The organism is Streptomyces sp. NPDC096323 (assembly GCF_040302845.1).
Taxonomy (GTDB): Bacteria; Actinomycetota; Actinomycetes; order Streptomycetales; family Streptomycetaceae; genus Streptomyces.
In genome coordinates this window covers 271,530-290,040 of record NZ_JBEOSI010000002.1, presented here as the reverse complement: position 1 = coordinate 290,040, position 18,511 = coordinate 271,530, and the positions used below count along the sequence as shown (strand labels likewise).

Below are 18,511 nucleotides of genomic sequence, written 5' to 3'. Positions count from 1 at the left end.
CTCGTCACGGAGGTGGGAGCGGATGCCGCAGCCGCCGGCCGGGAAGGCGCCGCGTGTCGGGACTGTGAATTCCCTCTAAAGCGACGGCTCGTGACCGCGCCCGGCCCAGCGCGGCCGGGTGTGCGCGGCGTGTGAGCCTGGTGACCGTATAGCGGACAGTCGTTCCCCGTGACCGGGGCACGTGTTCAGACTGTGCGCAGTCCCCCGTCTCACCGGGCCCACCTCCCCCGTCTCGCCGACCGAAACAGAGCTCGTCCATGCCTCGGACCTCCGCGCCTCCCCCCACAGGCTCCCCCGCCGCCGCCTCCGGCACCGGAAGCGACTCGGCCCTCACCCACGGACTCAAGCAGCGCCACCTGTCGATGATCGCCCTCGGCGGGGTCATCGGCGCCGGGCTGTTCGTCGGCTCCGGCGCCGGCATCGCCGCCGCCGGGCCCTCCATCGTCATCGCGTACGCGGTCTCCGGGCTGCTGGTCATGCTCGTGATGCGCATGCTCGGCGAGATGTCGGCGGCCAACCCGGCCTCCGGATCGTTCTCGGTGCACGCCGAGCGGGCGATCGGGCCATGGGCGGGATTCACGGCGGGCTGGGCGTTCTGGGTGCTGCTCTGTGTCGCCGTCGGCCTGGAGGGCATCGGGGCCGCGCAGATCGTCGGCGGCTGGCTGCCCGGGACCCCGGAGTGGGCCTGGGTGGCGCTGTTCATGGTGGTGTTCCTGGGGACGAACCTGGCCTCGGTGACGAAGTTCGGCGAGTTCGAGTTCTGGTTCGCGGCGCTCAAGGTCGCCGCGATCACGCTGTTCCTGGTGCTGGGCGTGCTGGCGATCCTCGGCGTGCTCCCGGGCACGGACGCCCCCGGCACCGCCAACCTCAGCGGCGAGGGCGGCTTCCTGCCGAACGGCTCCGACGGCCTGGTCATCGGGCTGCTCGCCTCCGTCTTCGCGTACGGCGGCCTGGAGACGGTCACCATCGCCGCGGCGGAGTCCGAGAATCCGGTCCAGGGTGTCGCGAAGGCCGTGCGGACGGCGATGTGGCGGATCGCGCTGTTCTACGTCGGCTCCATGGCGGTCATCGTCACGCTGGTCCCGTGGGACGACGCGAAGGTCGTGGAGGTGGGCCCGTTCTACGCGGCTCTGGACCACCTCGGCATCCCCGGCGCGGCCGAGATCATGAACGTGGTCATCCTGGTGGCGCTGCTCTCGGCGATGAACGCCAATATCTACGGCGCCTCGCGCATGGCCTGCTCGCTGGTGGCCCGCGGCCAGGGCCCCAAGCGCCTGGGCCGGGTCACCTCCGGCGTGCCGCGCACGGCGGTCCTGGTCTCGTCCGCGTTCGGCTTCCTGTGCGTGCTGCTGAGCTACTGGCGGCCCGACGACGTGTTCCCGTGGCTGCTCAACATGATCGGCGCGGTGATCCTGGTCGTCTGGATCTTCATCGCGGTCTCCCAGCTGATCCTGCGCGCCCGGCTGGAGCGCGAGGCGCCCGAGAAGCTGGTGGTACGGATGTGGCTCTTCCCGGGCCTGACGGTGCTGGCGCTCCTCGCCATGGCCGGCATCTTCTTCCTGATGCTCCGCCAGCCCGGCACCCGCGACCAGCTGCTGGCGACGGGCGCGCTGACGGCGGTCCTGGTCCTGATCGGAGCCGTACGGCAGCGCCGCGCCGCGCCGGCCACGAACAAGTAACTCCGGTACGCGAGAACGCCGGGCGGGCCCGAGTGATCGGGCCCGCCCGGCGTTTTCGCATGCACCTGCGGGCCCGTGGCCCCGAGCCGAGGGACTGATGACCTCTCACCCACTCCTGCTGTTAGCCTGCTCTTGCACATAGGTCGCAATAGCAACAGTTCAGCAGCTGGAGGGTTCGATCATGGCCACGTACACGCTCCCGGAACTCCCGTACGACTACGCGGCGCTCGAACCGGTCATCAATCCGCAGATCATCGAGCTCCACCACGACAAGCACCACGCGGCGTACGTGAAGGGCGCGAACGACACCCTGGAGCAGCTGGAGGAGGCGCGGGACAAGGAGGCCTGGGGGGCGGTCAACGGGCTCCAGAAGAATCTGGCGTTCCACCTCTCCGGCCACATCCTGCACTCGGTCTACTGGCACAACATGACCGGTGACGGCGGCGGCGAGCCCCTCGCCGCGGACGGCGTCGGCGACCTCGCGGACGCGATCACCGACTCGTTCGGCTCCTTCCAGGGCTTCAAGTCCCAGCTGACGAAGGCCGCGGCCACCACGCAGGGCTCCGGCTGGGGCGTCCTCGCGTACGAGCCGCTCAGCGGCAGGCTGATCGTCGAGCAGGTCTACGACCACCAGGGCAATGTGGGCCAGGGCTCGGTCCCGGTCCTGGTCTTCGATGCCTGGGAGCACGCCTTCTACCTCCAGTACAAAAACCAGAAGGTCGACTTCATCGAGGCGATGTGGCGCGTCGTCAACTGGCAGGACGTGGCGAAGCGGTACGCGGCCGCCAAGGAGCGCGCGGACGTGCTGCTGCTCGCGCCCTGACGCCGGCGCACGGAGAACGTCCTGCCTCGTGATCGTCTTCTCAACCGTCACCGGGCAGGCGGATGAAGGAGGGCCCCTCGTGAGGACGTGACTCGCGGGGGGCCTTCTGCTGTACGTCCGGGGCTCCGGGCCCGCCCCGAGGGACTCGGCTCAGCGGGCCGAGGTGTCGTCCTTCGTCCACGGGCCGACGCCGAGCCTGCCCGTGGTCCCGAGATCGAGCTCCGGGGTCACCGTCACGGGCGCGGCACCGGCCTTCGCGGTGACCCTGACGTACGGGGCGTTCACCGCTTCGCCCGCGCCGGTGGTGTTGCGCCATGCCAGGTTGGCGTACGCGGACTCGCCCGGCTTCAGCGTGACGGGCCGGGGCGCGGCGTCGCCGCCGATCCCGGTGGAGATCTTGTCGGTGCCGTGGAGGATCCGCACACCGCTCACCGGCGCGCGGTCCTCGCCCAGCAGCTGGAGTCCGGGGTATCCCTCGACCTCGTACGCGGCGGTGCCGCAGTTGAGCAGGTGCAGGCCCACCACGCGCAGCCCCATGGCGGCGTCGCCCCGGTCGGCCGTGACCCGGATCCCGGAGGGCGGGCAGGCTCCGGACCCCGAAGGCGCCTCGTCCGCCGCGACGGTCCGCACCTTCATGATCCGCGCGCTCCCCGAGGTCGCGACCGGTGTGTCCTGCGTATCGAGGGCGCGCCGCACGGTCTGGCCCGGCTTCACCGACTCGACCGTGCGCGTGGTGTTGTCCATGGCCTCCCCGGACTCGTTCATCAGGGTGAAGGTGATGACGAAGGTGAGCGCTTGGCTCTCGGTGTTGGTGACCTCGAACTCGGTGACCGGAGCCCCGGAGGGACCGCAGACACGGTGGACGAGCGTCACGTTGTCCCACGTCCGCCCCGAGGGGTCGGCGGCGGGAGAGGCGGAGGCGCACGTGGCGGAGGCGGCGGGGGCCCCGGAACCGCCGGCCGTCTCCGTCCCGCATCCGGCGAGCAGTGCGGTGCTCGCGAGGGCGGCACACAGGGCGACTGAGGTGGCGGCGATACGCATGCGCCCAGAAGATCAGGGGCCACGGGCCCGAGCTGTGATCCGGGTCACATACGGCGTCACGGTGGCGTCACAACCGCGGCCGCATCCGGGCAGGCCCGGAGTCGGGCCCCGACGAACGGCCTAGATCCTCACTGTCAGACCCCTGCTTCATGCTTGATCGCATGGACACCAAGGACTTCTGGAAGCTGATCGACGACGCGCGCACCCTGGTCGTCGACCCCTCCGACGCCGAGGCCGTGGCCGAACGGGTGACGGCGCTGCTCGCCGAGCGGCCGGCCGACGAGATCCTCGTCGCGCAGCAGTTGCTGTGGGACCGGATGGCGGCTTCCTACCGGGCTCCGCTCTGGGCAGCCGCGTACACGATCAACGGCGGCTGCTCGGACGACGGTTTCGATTATTTCCGAGGCTGGCTGATAGCGCAGGGCCGGGAGGTGTTCGAGCGGGTGGTGGCCGATCCGGACGCGCTGGCCGGTCTGCCGGTGGTCAGGGCGGCGGCGGCCGAGGGCATGGAGCTGGAGTGCGAGCGCGTGCTCGGGGTGGCGTGGGACGCGTACCGGACGGCGACGGGCAAGACCTTGCCGCAGGGCTCGTTCACGATCGACTACCCCGGTCTGGACCCGGAGTGGGACTTCGATTTCGACGACGCGGAGCGGGTGGCTCTGCGGCTGCCGGAGCTGGACGCGCTTAACGGGTGAGCCGGCGGGGTGCGGAGCCGGGTGGCCCCGCACCCCCTCGGGGTCAGTCGAAGATCGGGCCCTGCGTGCGGGTCCGCTTGATCTCGTAGAAGCCCGGGATCGACGCGACCAGCAGCGTGCCGTCCCACAGCTTCGCGGCGTCCTCGCCCTTCGGAGCGGGGGTGACGACCGGGCCGAAGAAGGCGATCTGCTCGCCGTCCGCGCCGGGCACCGCGATGACCGGGGTGCCGACGTCCTGGCCGACCTTGTCGATACCCTCCTGGTGGGAGGCGCGCAGCTCGGTGTCGTACGCGTCGGAGTCGGCGTACTCAGCGAGTTCGACCGGCAGGCCGACGTCCTTCAGCGCGCCCTCGACCGCCTCACGGGTGGGGCCCTCGCCCTGGTTGTGGAAGCGGGTGCCGAGCGCGGTGTACAGGGGGCCGACGATGTCGTCGCCGTGCTTCTGCTGGGCGGCGATCACGACGCGGACCGGGCCCCAGGCCTTGTTCTCCAGCATGTCCCGGTACTCCTCGGGCAGCTCGTCCAGCCGGTTCTCGTTGAGAACGGCCAGGCTCATCACGTGCCAGCGGACCTCGACGTCGCGGACCTTCTCCACCTCCAGCATCCAGCGGGAGGTCATCCAGGCCCAGGGGCAGAGCGGGTCGAACCAGAAATCGGCGGGGGTCTTGCCGGTCACCGTGCTGTTGTCAGACATCTCTCTCCTCATAGGGACCCATCGCATGCTGTGACCCACAACACCGCCGGGCGCTCCCGCCATTCCCGAGCGCCCGTCCGGAAGTCGGCATGGGAGGATCAAACTATTCGAACGTGACACAAAGGAGTGTGCTCGTGCCCGGTGAGAACCTGTCCCGCGACGAGGCCCATGAGCGGGCCGAGCTGCTGAGCGTCGACGGCTACGACGTCGTGCTGGACGTCCGTTCCGCGATCGGCGGGCCCGACGGGGAGGGCGAGCAGACCTCCGGTCCGAGGACCTTCCGTTCGGTGACGACGATCCGCTTCCGCTCGGCGCGCGCCGGTGCGACGACCTTCGCCGATCTGATCGCCCCGTCCGTGAACGCGGTGACCCTGGACGGCACGGCGCTGGACCCGGCCGTCGTCTTCGACGGGACGCGGGTGGCGCTGACCGGCCTGTCGGAGGGCGAACACGTCCTGGTGGTCGACGCGCAGTGCGCGTACAGCAGGACGGGCGAGGGCATGCACCGCTTCGTCGACCCGGAGGACGGCGAGGTCTACCTCTACACGCAGTACGAACCGGCCGACGCGCGGCGCGTCTTCGCCAACTTCGAGCAGCCCGACCTCAAGGCCCCCTTCCGCTTCCAGGTGACGGCCCCCGAGGAGTGGACGGTCTGGAGCAACGGCGCCGAGGAGTCCCGCGCGGGCGGGGTGTGGCGGTTCGCCGAGACGAAGCCGATCTCGACGTACATCACGGCGGTCGTCGCCGGCCCGTACCACTACGTGACCGACTCCTACAGCCGTACGTTCGATGACGGCACGAAGCTGGAGATCCCGCTCGGCGCGCTGTGCCGCAAGGGGCTCGCCCGGCACTTCGACGCGGACGACGTCTTCCTGATCACCAAGCAGGGTCTGGACTTCTTCCACGACCACTTCGACTACCCGTACCCGTTCGGCAAGTACGACCAGGCGTTCGTGCCCGAGTACAACCTCGGCGCGATGGAGAACCCGGGCTGTGTCACGTTCCGTGAGGAGTACATCTTCCGCGGGAAAGTGACGCGGGCGGCGTACGAGAGCCGGGCCAATGTCATCCTGCACGAGATGGCGCACATGTGGTTCGGCGACCTCGTCACCATGCAGTGGTGGGACGACCTGTGGCTCAAGGAGTCGTTCGCCGACTTCATGGGCGTCTTCGCCATGGTGGAGTCCACCAGGTTCGAGGACGGCTGGATCACCTTCGCCAACAACCGCAAGTCCTGGGCCTACCGCGCCGACCAGCTGCCGTCCACGCACCCGATCACGGCCGACATCCGTGACCTGGAGGACGCCAAGCTGAACTTCGACGGCATCACGTACGCCAAGGGCGCGTCGGTGCTGAAGCAGCTGGTGGCGTACGTGGGGCGGGACGCGTTCCTGGAGGGTGCGCGGCGCTACTTCAAGAAGCACGCGTACGGAAACACGCAGCTGGGCGACCTGCTGTCGGTGCTGGCCGAGACGTCCGGGCGGGACATGACCTCGTGGTCGCGCTCGTGGCTGCAGACCGCCGGCGTCAACTCGCTGACCCCCGTGGCGACGTACGACGCCGCGGGCCGGATCACCGAGCTGGCGGTCCTCCAGGAGGCGGCCGAGTCGCATCCGGAGCTGCGGCCCCACCGGGTCGCGGTCGGCCTGTACCGGCGCACGCCCGCCGGTGACCTGGTGCGATACGCCCGGGCCGAGGCGGACGTGGCGGGTGTGCGCACCGTGATCACGGAGCTGGCCGGGGCCGAGCGGCCCGAGCTGATCCTCGTCAACGACGACGACCTGACGTACTGCAAGGTCCGCTTCGACGAGGTGTCGCTGGCCACGCTGCGGGCGCATCTGGGCGACATCACGGACCCGCTGGCGCGGGCGCTGTGCTGGTCCGCGCTGTGGAGCCTCACCCGGGACGGGCTGATGCCCGCCCGCGACTTCGTCGCGCTGGTCCTGGACTTCTCCGGCCGGGAGACGGACATCGGCGTCCTGCAGATGCTGCACGCGTGGACGCGGACGGCGCTGGTGCACTACGCGGCGCCGTCGTGGCGCGAGGAAGGCGGCCGGGCGCTGGCCGAGGGCGCCCTGCGCGAGCTGCGGCTCGCGGCGCCGGGCAGCGAGCCCCAGCTGGCGTGGGCCCGTTTCTTCGCGGCGGTCGCCGCCTCGGAGACCGACTTCCAGCTGCTGTCCGGGCTGCTCGACGGGACCGCCCGCATCGACGGGCTCGACGTCGATCAGGAGCTCCGGTGGGCGTTCCTGTCCCCGCTGGCCTCGCACGGCGTGGCCGACGAGTCGGCCGTCGCGGCCGAACTGGCCCGGGACGACACGGCGTCCGGCAAGCGGCACCAGGTGCGCTGCCTGGCCTCGCGGCCCTCGGCCGCGGTCAAGGCGCAGGCGTGGGCGGGCGTCGTGGAGTCGGACGCGCTGTCCAACGCGCTGGTGGAGGCCACGATCCTGGGCTTCTCGCAGTCCTCGCAGCGGGAGTTGCTGGCGCCGTACACGGCCAGGTACTTCGAGGTGATCGAGCGGGTGTGGGCCGAGCGGTCCATCCAGATCGGGATGGCCGTCGTGAGGGGCCTGTTCCCGGCCCTTCAGGACGACCCCGCGACCCTGGCGGCGACGGACGCGTGGCTGGAGGCACACGCGGACGCGGCGCCGGCGCTGCGGCGGCTGGTCCTGGAGGCGCGGGACGACCTTGCGCGGGGGCTGCGGGCGCAGCGGTGCGATTCGGCCGCGGCCTAGCGGGGTTCGCGTTCGCGGGTGATGCGGTGCGCTTGCGGGGGCGCCGCATCACCCCGGCGACGGTTCCGTCCTCAAACGCCGGACGGGCTGGGTTTGCCGAGTGCGGCGCCGGACGGGCCGGAGTGGTCGGCCCGTCCGGCGTGACGGCCTCGTTCAGGTGCCCGGCCCCCCGGCGACGGGTTCCGTCCTCAAACGCCGGACGGGCTGGGTGGGCTCGACGGGCTGGGTGGGCTCGACGGGCCGGGTTTGGCGGGCGGGCCGGGTTTGGCGGGCGCGTCGAGGCTGATGGGCGGCGCTCGGGGAGGGATGGTGCGCCCCCGGTGGGGGGTCGTAATCCCCGGCGGGTCCGTCCTTTTCGGTTGTCGAACGTGCGTACTTTAGGACGGCGTTGTCCTGGATTGTCGACGGGCCTGTAACAGGGGTTAAGGTCCCGGCCGCGAGCGGGATACACCGGAGCATGAACCCGAACACCCCGCTCTCCCCCTGCGACCTCCGCATCACCTCCGATGTCCGTCAATGCGTGCTGACCACCGTGCAGTTGAAGGATCGCGGGGTCTCCCCCGCGCAGGCCGCCGAGCAGTGCCGGACCGGCGGGCCGTGGCAGCAGCCGTTGCCGGGCGTCTTCGTGCTGCATCCGGGGCCGCTCAGCGACCGGGAACGGCTGCGCTCCGCCCTGCTGTACGCGGGACGGCGGCCGGCCTCCGCACGGCGCGCCGTTCCCGCGCAGCCCGGCGGCACGGACCCCGGGTACGGCGAGGCGATGATCACCGGGCCGGCCGCGCTCGCGCTGCACGGCTTCGCCGCCGCGCCGCCCGCCGTCTCGGCGGACCGCGTCGATGTACTGGTGCCACGCACCCGCCGGCTGCGCTCGGCCCGGTACGTGCGCCTGGTGCGCACGTCCGAGCTGCCGCGGCCGGAGCAGCTGGACGGGATGCCGGTGGCGCCCGTGGCCCGCGCTCTGGCGGACGCCGTGGCGGGGCTGGCGGACGCCCACGCCGTACGCCGGCTGCTCACCGAGGCGGTCCGCGGCGGCCACTGCGAACCCGCCGTCGTCGTCGGGGAGCTGAACCGCGCCAAGGTGCTCGACCGCCCGCAGGTGGTGAACGCCGTGGACTCGCTGCTCGCCGAGGGCCGGGCGCTGGCGGAGGAGCGGCTGTACGACATGGTGCGCACCCACGGGCTCCCGGAGCCGCTGTGGAACGTGGACCTGCGGCTGCCCGGCGGCCCGCACCTGGGCGCCGTCGACGCCTACTGGCCCGAGGAGGCGGTCGCCGTGGAGCTGGACACCAGGTCCCCGCGCCACACCCGGCTCGACGACGACCACCGCCAGGAGGAGCACGAGGCCGAGTGGTCCGCGTACGCCGCGCGGCGCGAGCACCTGGAGCGGTTGGGCGTCACCGTCGTCCACCTCACACCGAGGAAGCTGCGGGACACCCGGGAGCAGCAGGCGGCCGTGGTCCGGACGGCGTTGATGGCGGCGGCCGACCGCGAGCCTGCCGCGTACGTGATGATCCTGCCCCGGTGATCCGCCTCCCCCCGCCGCGTATCCGCCGTTTCGTCCCGTGTGACGCTTCGGCCCCACTGGCGGAAGTCCGCCATGTCAGCAACTCGCCTCTCACAAGTCTCCACAAACCCCTGTCATTTACGAAAGGGTGAGCGGTCATCCGGTACCGATTTCCGGACTCTCTCTTTCACATACAGGGATGCTGATGACCTCCGAATCCCCCAGCTCCATACCCGGGGCGAGACGCGTGGCCCGCGTCGCGGCCGCCGCCGGACTGGTGGCCGCGCTGGCCGCCACCGGCGTCGCTCCCGTCTTCGCGGCCGACGACCCGGGCACCACCCCCGTCAAGGCCGCCGCCGACAGCCCGGCGGACAAGCTCGGCACAGCCGACGCCGATGTTCTCGCCAAGGCCGAGGCCAAGGGCGAGAAGAACATCACGATGATGGTCGCCACCGCTCCCGGCGCGACCGAGCAGGTCACCGAGCAACTGGACGCCGTCAAGGGCTCCGTGCTCGGGCGTGCGTACGACAAGCTCGGCTACGTACGGGCCACCGTGCCCACCGCGTCCGCCGAGGCCGCCATCAAGGCGGCCTCGAAGCTGTCCTCCGTCCACGGCATCGATCTCAAGCAGGAGATCGTGCTGGACGACCCGACGCCCTCGGGCGACCGGGCCGCCGGCAGCCAGGCCGCGGCGAAGTCGACGGGGACCTACCCGGCGCCCGGGAAGACGACCCCGGCGAAGAACCCGTACAACCCGTCCTTCGAGACGGGCGCGGTCGAGTTCGTCAAGGAGCACCCGAAGGCCGACGGCCGGGGCGTGACCATCGGCATCCTCGACTCGGGTGTCGACCTCGGCCACCCGGCGCTGCAGAAGACCACCACCGGTGAGCGCAAGATCACCGACTGGGTGACGGCCACCGACCCGGTGAGCGACAACGACGGCACCTGGCTGCGGATGACGGACGCCGTGTCCGGCCCGACGTTCACCTACGGCGGCCTCACCTACTCGGCCCCGGCGGGTTCGTACCGGATCAGCGTGTTCAAGGAGGCCGCCACCAGGGGCGGCGACATGGCGGGCGACCTCAACCGCGACGGTGACACCACCGACACGTGGGGCGTCCTCTACGACCCGGTCACCGGCACCACCCGGGTGGACCTGAACAGCAACGCCGACTTCTCCGACGACGCCGTCCTGAAGCCGTACAAGGAGAACCACCAGGTCTCCTACTTCGGTCAGGACGACCCGCGGACCGACGTCGTCGAGCGCATCCCGTTCGTCGTGGAGACCCGCAAGAACGTCGTGTACAACGCGGCGGGCGCCACCTCCGACTACGTCAGCATCGGCGTCATCGAGTCCGAGCACGGCACGCACGTCGCGGGCATCACCTCCGCGAACGGCCTGTTCGGCGGCAAGATGAACGGTGCCGCGCCCGGGGCGAAGATCGTCTCCTCGCGTGCCTGCTCCTGGTCCGGCGGCTGCACCAACATCGCGCTCACCGAGGGCATGATCGACCTCGTCGTGAACCGCGGCGTCGACGTCGTCAACATGTCGATCGGCGGACTGCCGCCGCTCAACGACGGCAACAACGCCCGTTCGGAGCTGTACAAGCGGCTCGTCGACATCTACGGCGTCCAGCTGGTCATCTCGGCCGGCAACGACGGTCCGGGCGTCAACACCATCGGAGACCCCGGTCTCGCCGACCACGTCATCTCGGTCGGCGCGTCCATCTCCAAGGAGACCTGGGCCGCGAACTACGGCTCCGGCGTCACCAAGAAGTACGACATGATGCCGTTCTCCTCGCGCGGCCCGCGTGAGGACGGCGGCTTCACGCCGACCCTGACGGCTCCGGGCGCGGCGATCAACTCGACGCAGACCTGGCTGCCCGGCGGACCGGTCAAGGAGTCGGGCTACTCCCTCCCGGCCGGCTACTCCATGCTCCAGGGCACGTCAATGGCCTCCCCGCAGGCCGCCGGCGCGACCGCGCTGCTGCTCTCCGCCGCGAAGCAGAAGCACATCGAGCTGCCCCCGGCCGATCTGCGCACCGCGCTGACCAGCACCGCCACCCAGATCAAGGGAGTGCCCGCGCACGCCCAGGGCGCCGGTCTGATCAACATCATCGGCGCCTGGAAGCAGATCGAGAAGAAGGGCGCCCCGGCGCACGAGTACACGGTCAAGGCCCCGGTCGACACCGCGATCGACTTCGCGCTGAAGACCCCGGGCTTCGGCACCGGCCTGTACGACCGCGAGGGCGGCCTCAAGGCCGGCCAGAAGAAGTCGTACGACGTCACGGTCACCCGCACCACGGGCCCGGACAAGGACGTCAGGCACAAGCTGTCCTGGAAGTACAACGACGGCACGTTCAAGCTCGCGGGCTCCGACACCGTCTCGCTGCCGCTGGGCAAGCCGGTGACGGTCAAGGTCCAGGCGAAGCCGGGCAGCGCGGGCGTGCACAGCGCGATCCTGCAGCTCGACGACGCGAAGACCTCCGGCGTGGACCAGCAGATCCTCGCCACGGTCGTCGTCTCCAAGGAGCTCGTGAAGCCGGGCTACGCGTACACGGCGTCCGGCTCGGTGCAGCGCAACGGCACCACGTCGTACTTCGTGACCGTGCCGGAGGGCTCCAAGACCCTTGAGGTCGCCATGAGCGCCCTGCGCTCGGGCAGCCAGACCCGCTTCATCTCCATCCACCCGTACGGGGTCGCGGTGGAGGACAGCGGAACGCCGTTCTGCTACCCGAACTACGAGAACCCGGCCAACACCTGCCGCCCCGACGTGCGCTCGTACGCCGACCCGCAGCCCGGTGTCTGGGAGATCGAGGTCGAGGCCCGGCGTACGTCGCCGCTGCTGGACAACCCGTACAAGCTGGACGTCTCGCTGCTCGGCGCGACCTTCGACCCGGCGGTGCAGACCATCGCCGAGGCGAAGATCGGCACCCCGGCCGCGGTGAGCTGGACGGTCACCAACAACGCCGGTGACCTGGCGGGCAAGCTCAAGGGCGGATCGCTGGGCTCGGCCGACGTCGAGCGTCCGTCGATGTCCACGGGCGACGAGTACGTCAAGGAGGTGACCATCGGTGCGGGCGTCGAGAAGCTGGACGTCGCCATCGGCGGCACCTCGGACGCCAACGCCGACCTCGACCTGTACGTCTACCAGGGCACGACCGAGATGGGTGCCTCCACCACGGCCGGTTCCGAGGAGACCGTCAGTCTGGTGAAGCCCGCCGCGGGCACGTACACGGTCGTCATCCAGGGCTACGACGTCCCGGCCGGCACCACCGAGTACGACTACCGCGACGTGTACTACGCGCCGTCGCTCGGCAAGATCAACGTCGACGAGTCGAAGGCCGTGGACCTGGCCAACGGCGCATCGGCCCAGGTCGGTGCCGAGGTCGCGGTCGCCGGGGCTGCCCCCGAGGGCCGGCAGTTCTTCGGTGAGGTCCAGCTGGTGAATTCCCGCGGCACCGCCGCGGGCACCGGAAGCGTCGTGATCCAGAAGGTCACGCCGTAACGGCTTCGCCGTAGACATGTGATCCGTACGACAGTGGGGCGGGCGCCCGACGGGCGCCCGCCCCACTGTGCTGCGCGCCACCTGTCCGCAGGCCGGACAATGGATTGGACAAGGAAGCCGTGGACAGACGCATCATGAAGCGGCAACCATGCCCGTTCGTACGTCTGAGGGAGTTCCCGTGAAGGTCGGAATCGTCGGCGCCACCGGTCAGGTCGGCACAGTCATGCGCAGCATCCTGGCCGAGCGGAAGTTCCCGGCCGACGAGCTGCGGCTGTTCGCCTCCGCCCGCTCGGCGGGTTCCACGATCGAGTGGCAGGGCCGGGACATCACCGTGGAGGACGCCTCCACGGCCGACTACACGGGCCTGGACATCGTCCTCTTCTCGGCCGGCGGGGCCACCTCGAAGGCCCTCGCCGAGAAGGTGGCCTCGCAGGGCGCCGTCGTGATCGACAACTCCTCCGCCTGGCGCAAGGACCCCGAGGTCCCGCTGGTCGTCTCCGAGGTCAACGCCCACGCGATCGCGAACCGCCCCAAGGGCATCATCGCCAACCCGAACTGCACCACGATGGCCGCCATGCCCGTGCTGCGCCCGCTGCACGACGAGGCCGGCCTCCAGACACTGACCGTCGCCACGTACCAGGCGGTGTCCGGCTCCGGACTGGCCGGCGTGGCCGAGCTGCACGGCCAGGCGACCAAGGTCGCCGCCGAGGCCGACAAGCTCACGCACGACGGCTCCGCCGTCGACTTCCCCGAGCCCGGCGTCTACAAGCGCCCCATCGCGTTCAACGTGCTGCCGCTGGCCGGCTCGATCGTCGACGACGGGTCCTTCGAGACGGACGAGGAGCAGAAGCTCCGCAACGAGTCCCGCAAGATCCTGGAGATCCCGGAGCTGAAGGTGTCCGGCACCTGCGTCCGCGTCCCGGTCTTCTCCGGCCACTCGCTCCAGGTCAACGCCCGCTTCGCCCGTCCGATCAGCGTGGAGCGCGCGTACGAGCTGCTGAAGGACGCGCCGGGCGTCGAGCTCTCCGAGATCCCCACGCCGCTCCAGGCCGCGGGGCAGGACGCGTCCTTCGTCGGGCGGATCAGGGCCGACGAGACCGTGGAGCACGGTCTGGCACTGTTCGTCTCCAGCGACAACCTGCGCAAGGGCGCCGCGCTGAACGCGGTGCAGATCGCGGAGCTGGTGGCGGCGGAGCTGAAGGGCTGACGCGGCGGGGTGGGGCGGGGTGCCGTGGGGCGGTGCCGCTGCGCGGGGCTTCCCCTACCCGCCCCTTCCCGGAACCGGGGGCAGGCCCCCGGGCCCCCGTTGTCCTCAATCGCCGGACGGGCTTGAGACCGGGCGCCGCACCTCGAAGTGCCAGCAGCCGTACTCCACCGCCCGCACGTGCACCAGCGCCACCTCCGGATCGGCGAACGCCTCCGTGAGTGCCTCGTCGTAACCCCGCTCCTCGTCCGGCGGGATCTCCATCAGCCGGCCTCCCACGATGTGGCCCTCCGCGTTGTAGCGCCGGACCGTCCGCAGCGCGCCCGCCCGCGAGAACGGGTAGCCGGGCCGCTCCGCCGCCGGCCCCTCGCATTCCTCGGCGTGGATGAAGACCGGGCCCTGCTCGTCGTACGCCCCGGGGCGGGCCCAGGTCGCGGCCGCCCAGCGACGCAGGGGCGCGTACGACACGAGGGCGATCCTTTCTCCCACCTCGTTCCCCCGCAGGCAGCAGCGCAGCGGGCTGCCCGCGTCCGTGGCGGTGTACGGCGAGCAGGCGCGTCCCGCGTCGTCGGTCTCACGGAGTTCCTTCAGTGCGGCCGGGTCGATCGCTCGTGGTTCGTAACGGGTCATACGACGAGAATGGCCCGCCCCGGCGACGCGGTCCGGCGGAAAATGGTCATCGCCCTGGATGCGGGTCACGTGGAAGGATGACCGGAAACATCGCATATCAAGGAGATGACCGCGTGCCTGGCACGAATCTGACCCGCGAAGAGGCACAGGAGCGGGCGCGCCTGCTGACCGTGGACGCGTACGAGATCGATCTCGACCTCTCCGGAGCGCAGGAGGGCGGGACCTACCGGTCCGTCACCGTCGTGCGCTTCGACTCCGCCGAGGCCGGTGCGGAGACCTTCATCGACCTGGTCGCCCCGGCGGTGCACGAGGTCGAGCTGAACGGCAAGGCCCTGGATGTGGCGGCCGTGTTCCGTGACTCCCGGATCACGCTGGCGCACCTGGCGGCGGGCTCCAACGAGCTGAAGGTCGTCGCCGACTGCTCGTACACCAACACCGGTGAGGGCCTGCACCGCTTCGTCGACCCGGTCGACGAGCAGGCATACCTGTACACCCAGTTCGAGGTCCCGGACGCGCGCCGCGTGTTCGCGAGCTTCGAGCAGCCGGACCTGAAGGCGACCTTCCGGTTCACCGTGAAGGCCCCGTCGGGCTGGACCGTGATCTCCAACTCGCCGACGCCGGAGCCGCAGGACGACGTCTGGTCGTTCGAGCCGACGCCGCGCATCTCCACGTACATCACCGCGCTGATCGCCGGTCCGTACCACTCGGTGCACAGCAGCTACGAGAAGGACGGCCAGACCGTCCCGCTCGGCATCTACTGCCGTCCCTCGCTCGCCGAGTACCTCGACGCGGACGCGATCTTCGACGTGACGCGGCTGGGCTTCGACTGGTTCCAGGAGAAGTTCGACTACGCGTACCCCTTCGCCAAGTACGACCAGCTCTTCGTCCCGGAGTTCAACGCGGGCGCGATGGAGAACGCGGGCGCGGTCACCATCCGTGACCAGTACGTCTTCCGCTCCAAGGTGACGGACGCGGCGTACGAGACGCGGGCCGAGACGGTCCTGCACGAGCTGGCCCACATGTGGTTCGGCGACCTCGTCACCATGGAGTGGTGGAACGACCTGTGGCTGAACGAGTCGTTCGCCACCTACACGTCGATCGCCTGCCTGGCGTACGCCGACGGGTCGCAGTGGCCGCACTCCTGGACCACGTTCGCCAACTCCATGAAGACGTGGGCCTACCGCCAGGACCAGCTGCCCTCGACGCACCCGATCATGGCGGACATCCGTGACCTGGACGACGTCCTGGTCAACTTCGACGGCATCACGTACGCCAAGGGCGCCTCGGTCCTGAAGCAGCTGGTGGCGTACGTCGGCATGGACGCGTTCTTCCAGGGCGTCCAGGCGTACTTCAAGGCGCACGCGTTCGGCAACACGCGCCTGTCCGACCTGCTGGGCGCGCTGGAGGAGACCTCCGGACGCGACCTGAAGACCTGGTCGAAGGCGTGGCTGGAGACGGCCGGCATCAACATCCTGCGCCCGGAGATCGAGACGGACGCGGACGGACGCGTCACCTCGTTCACCGTCCTGCAGGAGGCCCCGGCACTGCCTGCGGGTGCGAAGGGCGAGCCGACGCTGCGGCCGCACCGGATCGCCATCGGCTGCTACGACCTCGACGAGTCCGGCAAGCTGGTCCGTACGGACCGGATCGAGCTGGACGTCGACGGTGAGCGCACCACCGTGCCCTTCCCGGCCGGTACCGCACGTCCTGCCGTGATCCTCCTCAACGACGACGACCTCAGTTACGCGAAGGTCCGCCTCGACGAGGAGTCGCTGCGGGTCGTCACGGAGCACCTGGGCGACTTCACCGAGTCGCTGCCGCGGGCCCTGTGCTGGGCCTCCGCCTGGGACATGACCCGCGACGGCGAACTGGCCACGCGGGACTACCTGTCGCTCGTCCTGTCCGGCGTGGGCAAGGAGTCGGACATCGGCGTCGTGCAGTCACTGCACCGTCAGGTGAAGATGGCGCTGGACCAGTACGCGGCGCCCGAGTGGCGTGAGACGGGTCTGACCCAGTGGACCGATGCGACGCTCGCGCACCTGCGCGCCGCGGAGCCGGGCAGCGACCACCAGCTGGCCTGGGCCCGCGCCTTCGCGGCCACGGCGCGCAACCCGCAGCAGCTCGATCTGCTGCAGGCGCTGCTGGACGGCACCGAGGCGATCGAGGGCCTGGCCGTCGACACCGAGCTGCGCTGGGCGTTCGTCGAGCGGCTGGCCGCCACCGGGCTGCTGGACGACGAGGAGATCGACGCCGAGTACGCACGCGACCGGACGGCGGCGGGCGAGCGCCACGCGGCGGCCGCCCGTTCGGCGCGGCCCTCCGCGGAGGCGAAGGCGGAGGCGTGGGCCTCGGTCGTCGAGTCCGACAAGCTGCCGAACTCCCTCCAGGAGGCGGTCATCGGCGGGTTCGTCCAGACCGACCAGCGCGAACTGCTGGCTCCGTACACGGAGAAGTTCTTCGCCGCGGTGGCCGACGTCTGGGAGTCGCGGAGCCACGAGATGGCGCAGCAGGTCGCCATCGGGCTCTACCCGGCGCTCCAGGTCTCGCAGGAGACCCTGGACGCCACGGACGCCTGGCTGGCCTCGGCCGGGCCGGGCGCCGCGCTGCGCCGGCTGATCTCGGAGTCCCGGTCGGGCGTGGAGCGGGCGCTGAAGGCCCGGGCTGCGGACGCGGCGGCTGCTACCGCGTAGCTGCCGCACCGACACACGGTTGAGGGGCGCCTCCTTCGGGGGGCGCCCCTTCGCGTCGGGCCTTGGGACGTGGAATCCGCCCGGCGGGCGGGCGCGTGGCGCAGCCGTCCGCCGGGCGGGAGCCTGAGAGTTGCCGGCTACGCGCCGGACTCCTCGTAGCGGCGAGCCAGTTCGGCCGCGCCGGACTCCGTCAGCGAGCCGTGCAGGCGCATCCTGGCCACCCCGCCGTCGGGGAAGGCGTCGAGGCGGACGTGGGTGACGACGGCCTGGGCGCGGAGCGGGAAGCGGTGCAGGGTGTCGGGCTGGAGCCGGGTGCGCGGGATGATCTCGAACCACTCGCCGGTCTCGCCGTTGCGGCCCTGGAGGGCGATCCAGCCGGCGGCGTTGCCCTTGAGGTAGGCGGTGTCGATCTCGACCGCGCGGACCGCGCCCTGGGCGGGCAGCCGGAAGCGGACCCAGTCGTTGGTGTCGCGGACGCGGCGGCGGCGGTTCTCCCAGCCGTCGTCCATCTTGCGGGAGGTGCCGGGCAGGATGATCTGGGTCGGCGAGGAGTAGAAGCGGTCCGAGGCGTCCTCGTAACTGCCGCCGTTCAGGACCGAGATCAGGTCGAACGTGCCGAGCGTCGCGAGCCACGAGGGGTCGGGGACCACCTCGCCGTGGACGCGGAGGCGGGCGATGCCGCCGTCGGGGTGCTGGCTAAGGCGCAGGTGCGTGTAGCGGCGTCCGCCGGTGATCTCGAAGCCGTTGGCGGCGTGGCCGCGTACGGGGGTGGGCGGGACGATCTCCTCCCACTTCACGTCGTCGGCGAGGAGTTCGGCGGGGCCCGGCGAGCCCTCGACGGACGTCGCCTGTACCGAGACGCGCTGCGGGTAGTTGCCGCGGAAGTGCGCGGTGTCGACGACGATGCCGCGGATGATGCCGGGGGCGCCGAGCCGGATCAGGGCCCAGTCGTGCTCCTCCGGGGCGGGGAACGGGTGGGCGGCGTCCGCGCCGCGCCGGCGGCGGGTCTCCCAGCCGTCCATGATCTTGCCCTTGTGACCGAAGTGCTCGGGGTCGAAGACGGCGCGCTCCCGGACCAGGAGGTTCTCGCGCTCGGCGAAGAACTCGTCGTTGGCGGCGATCACACCCGCGCCCAGCCTGCGGTCGGCGAGGTCGACGAGCTCGGTGAAGGGGAGGTCTGCGGTGCGGTAGTCGGCGTACGGGTCACCGCCGCCGTACGGGGCCGCGTCGTTGGCGTGGGGGTCCTCGTGGTGGTTCTCATTCTGTTCGAAGGTCATGCGGTCACTGTCGTACGAGGCGAGGTGTTAGGTC

12 protein-coding genes are annotated in these 18,511 nt (G+C 70.8%); 8 read left to right on the top strand and 4 right to left on the bottom strand.

Annotation, left to right across the window (positions count from 1 at the left end):
• Positions 1 to 257: 257 nt before the first annotated feature.
• Together ABTX18_RS05300 and ABTX18_RS05295 are read left to right on the top strand one after the other, a co-directional pair.
• Complete coding sequence (locus ABTX18_RS05300) at positions 258 to 1,679, top strand: amino acid permease (protein ID WP_352121397.1); 1,422 nt, start codon at positions 258 to 260, stop codon at positions 1,677 to 1,679.
• A gap of 181 nt (positions 1,680 to 1,860) precedes the next feature.
• Complete coding sequence (locus tag ABTX18_RS05295) at positions 1,861 to 2,502, top strand: superoxide dismutase (RefSeq protein ID WP_352121396.1); 642 nt, start codon at positions 1,861 to 1,863, stop codon at positions 2,500 to 2,502.
• Between the two features lie 150 nt (positions 2,503 to 2,652).
• Here the strand turns inward: ABTX18_RS05295 and ABTX18_RS05290 are convergent, their stop codons facing one another.
• Positions 2,653 to 3,543, bottom strand: a complete 891-nt coding sequence (locus tag ABTX18_RS05290) for a DUF4232 domain-containing protein (RefSeq protein WP_352121395.1) — start codon at positions 3,541 to 3,543, stop codon at positions 2,653 to 2,655.
• Between the two features lie 161 nt (positions 3,544 to 3,704).
• On the opposite strand from ABTX18_RS05290, the gene ABTX18_RS05285 reads away from it, so the two are divergent.
• Positions 3,705 to 4,238: a DUF4240 domain-containing protein gene (locus tag ABTX18_RS05285; RefSeq protein WP_352121394.1), complete on the top strand. Its 534-nt coding sequence runs from the start codon at positions 3,705 to 3,707 to the stop codon at positions 4,236 to 4,238.
• A gap of 43 nt (positions 4,239 to 4,281) precedes the next feature.
• Here ABTX18_RS05285 and ABTX18_RS05280 read toward each other — a convergent pair whose 3' ends face one another.
• The gene (locus ABTX18_RS05280) at positions 4,282 to 4,932 is read right to left on the bottom strand and encodes a mycothiol-dependent nitroreductase Rv2466c family protein (protein ID WP_352121393.1); all 651 of its coding nucleotides are present in this window, start codon (positions 4,930 to 4,932) and stop codon (positions 4,282 to 4,284) included.
• Between the two features lie 134 nt (positions 4,933 to 5,066).
• Between ABTX18_RS05280 and pepN (ABTX18_RS05275) the strand changes: the two genes are divergently transcribed.
• From pepN (ABTX18_RS05275) to ABTX18_RS05260, 4 genes are all read left to right on the top strand, one after another.
• The gene (gene pepN, locus ABTX18_RS05275; RefSeq protein WP_352121392.1) at positions 5,067 to 7,664 is read left to right on the top strand and encodes an aminopeptidase N; all 2,598 of its coding nucleotides are present in this window, start codon (positions 5,067 to 5,069) and stop codon (positions 7,662 to 7,664) included.
• Positions 7,665 to 8,121: 457 nt separating this feature from the next.
• Positions 8,122 to 9,189 (top strand): hypothetical protein, encoded by a 1,068-nt coding sequence (locus ABTX18_RS05270; protein ID WP_352121391.1) that lies wholly within the window; start codon positions 8,122 to 8,124, stop codon positions 9,187 to 9,189.
• A gap of 178 nt (positions 9,190 to 9,367) precedes the next feature.
• Positions 9,368 to 12,676, top strand: a complete 3,309-nt coding sequence (locus tag ABTX18_RS05265; RefSeq protein WP_352121390.1) for a S8 family serine peptidase — start codon at positions 9,368 to 9,370, stop codon at positions 12,674 to 12,676.
• Between the two features lie 178 nt (positions 12,677 to 12,854).
• Positions 12,855 to 13,883, top strand: a complete 1,029-nt coding sequence (locus ABTX18_RS05260) for an aspartate-semialdehyde dehydrogenase (protein ID WP_352121389.1) — start codon at positions 12,855 to 12,857, stop codon at positions 13,881 to 13,883.
• 105 nt (positions 13,884 to 13,988) lie between these two features.
• Here ABTX18_RS05260 and ABTX18_RS05255 read toward each other — a convergent pair whose 3' ends face one another.
• Entirely contained in the window at positions 13,989 to 14,510 is a 522-nt protein-coding gene (locus ABTX18_RS05255) for a DUF1203 domain-containing protein (RefSeq protein WP_352121388.1), read from the bottom strand.
• Positions 14,511 to 14,623: 113 nt separating this feature from the next.
• Here ABTX18_RS05255 and pepN (ABTX18_RS05250) point away from each other — a divergent pair, with 113 nt between their 5' ends.
• Positions 14,624 to 17,200, top strand: coding sequence for an aminopeptidase N (pepN, locus tag ABTX18_RS05250; RefSeq protein ID WP_352121387.1), 2,577 nt, complete (start codon positions 14,624 to 14,626; stop codon positions 17,198 to 17,200).
• Between the two features lie 137 nt (positions 17,201 to 17,337).
• Here the strand turns inward: pepN (ABTX18_RS05250) and alc are convergent, their stop codons facing one another.
• Entirely contained in the window at positions 17,338 to 18,477 is a 1,140-nt protein-coding gene (gene alc / locus ABTX18_RS05245; protein WP_352121386.1) for an allantoicase, read from the bottom strand.
• Positions 18,478 to 18,511 lie beyond the last annotated feature (34 nt).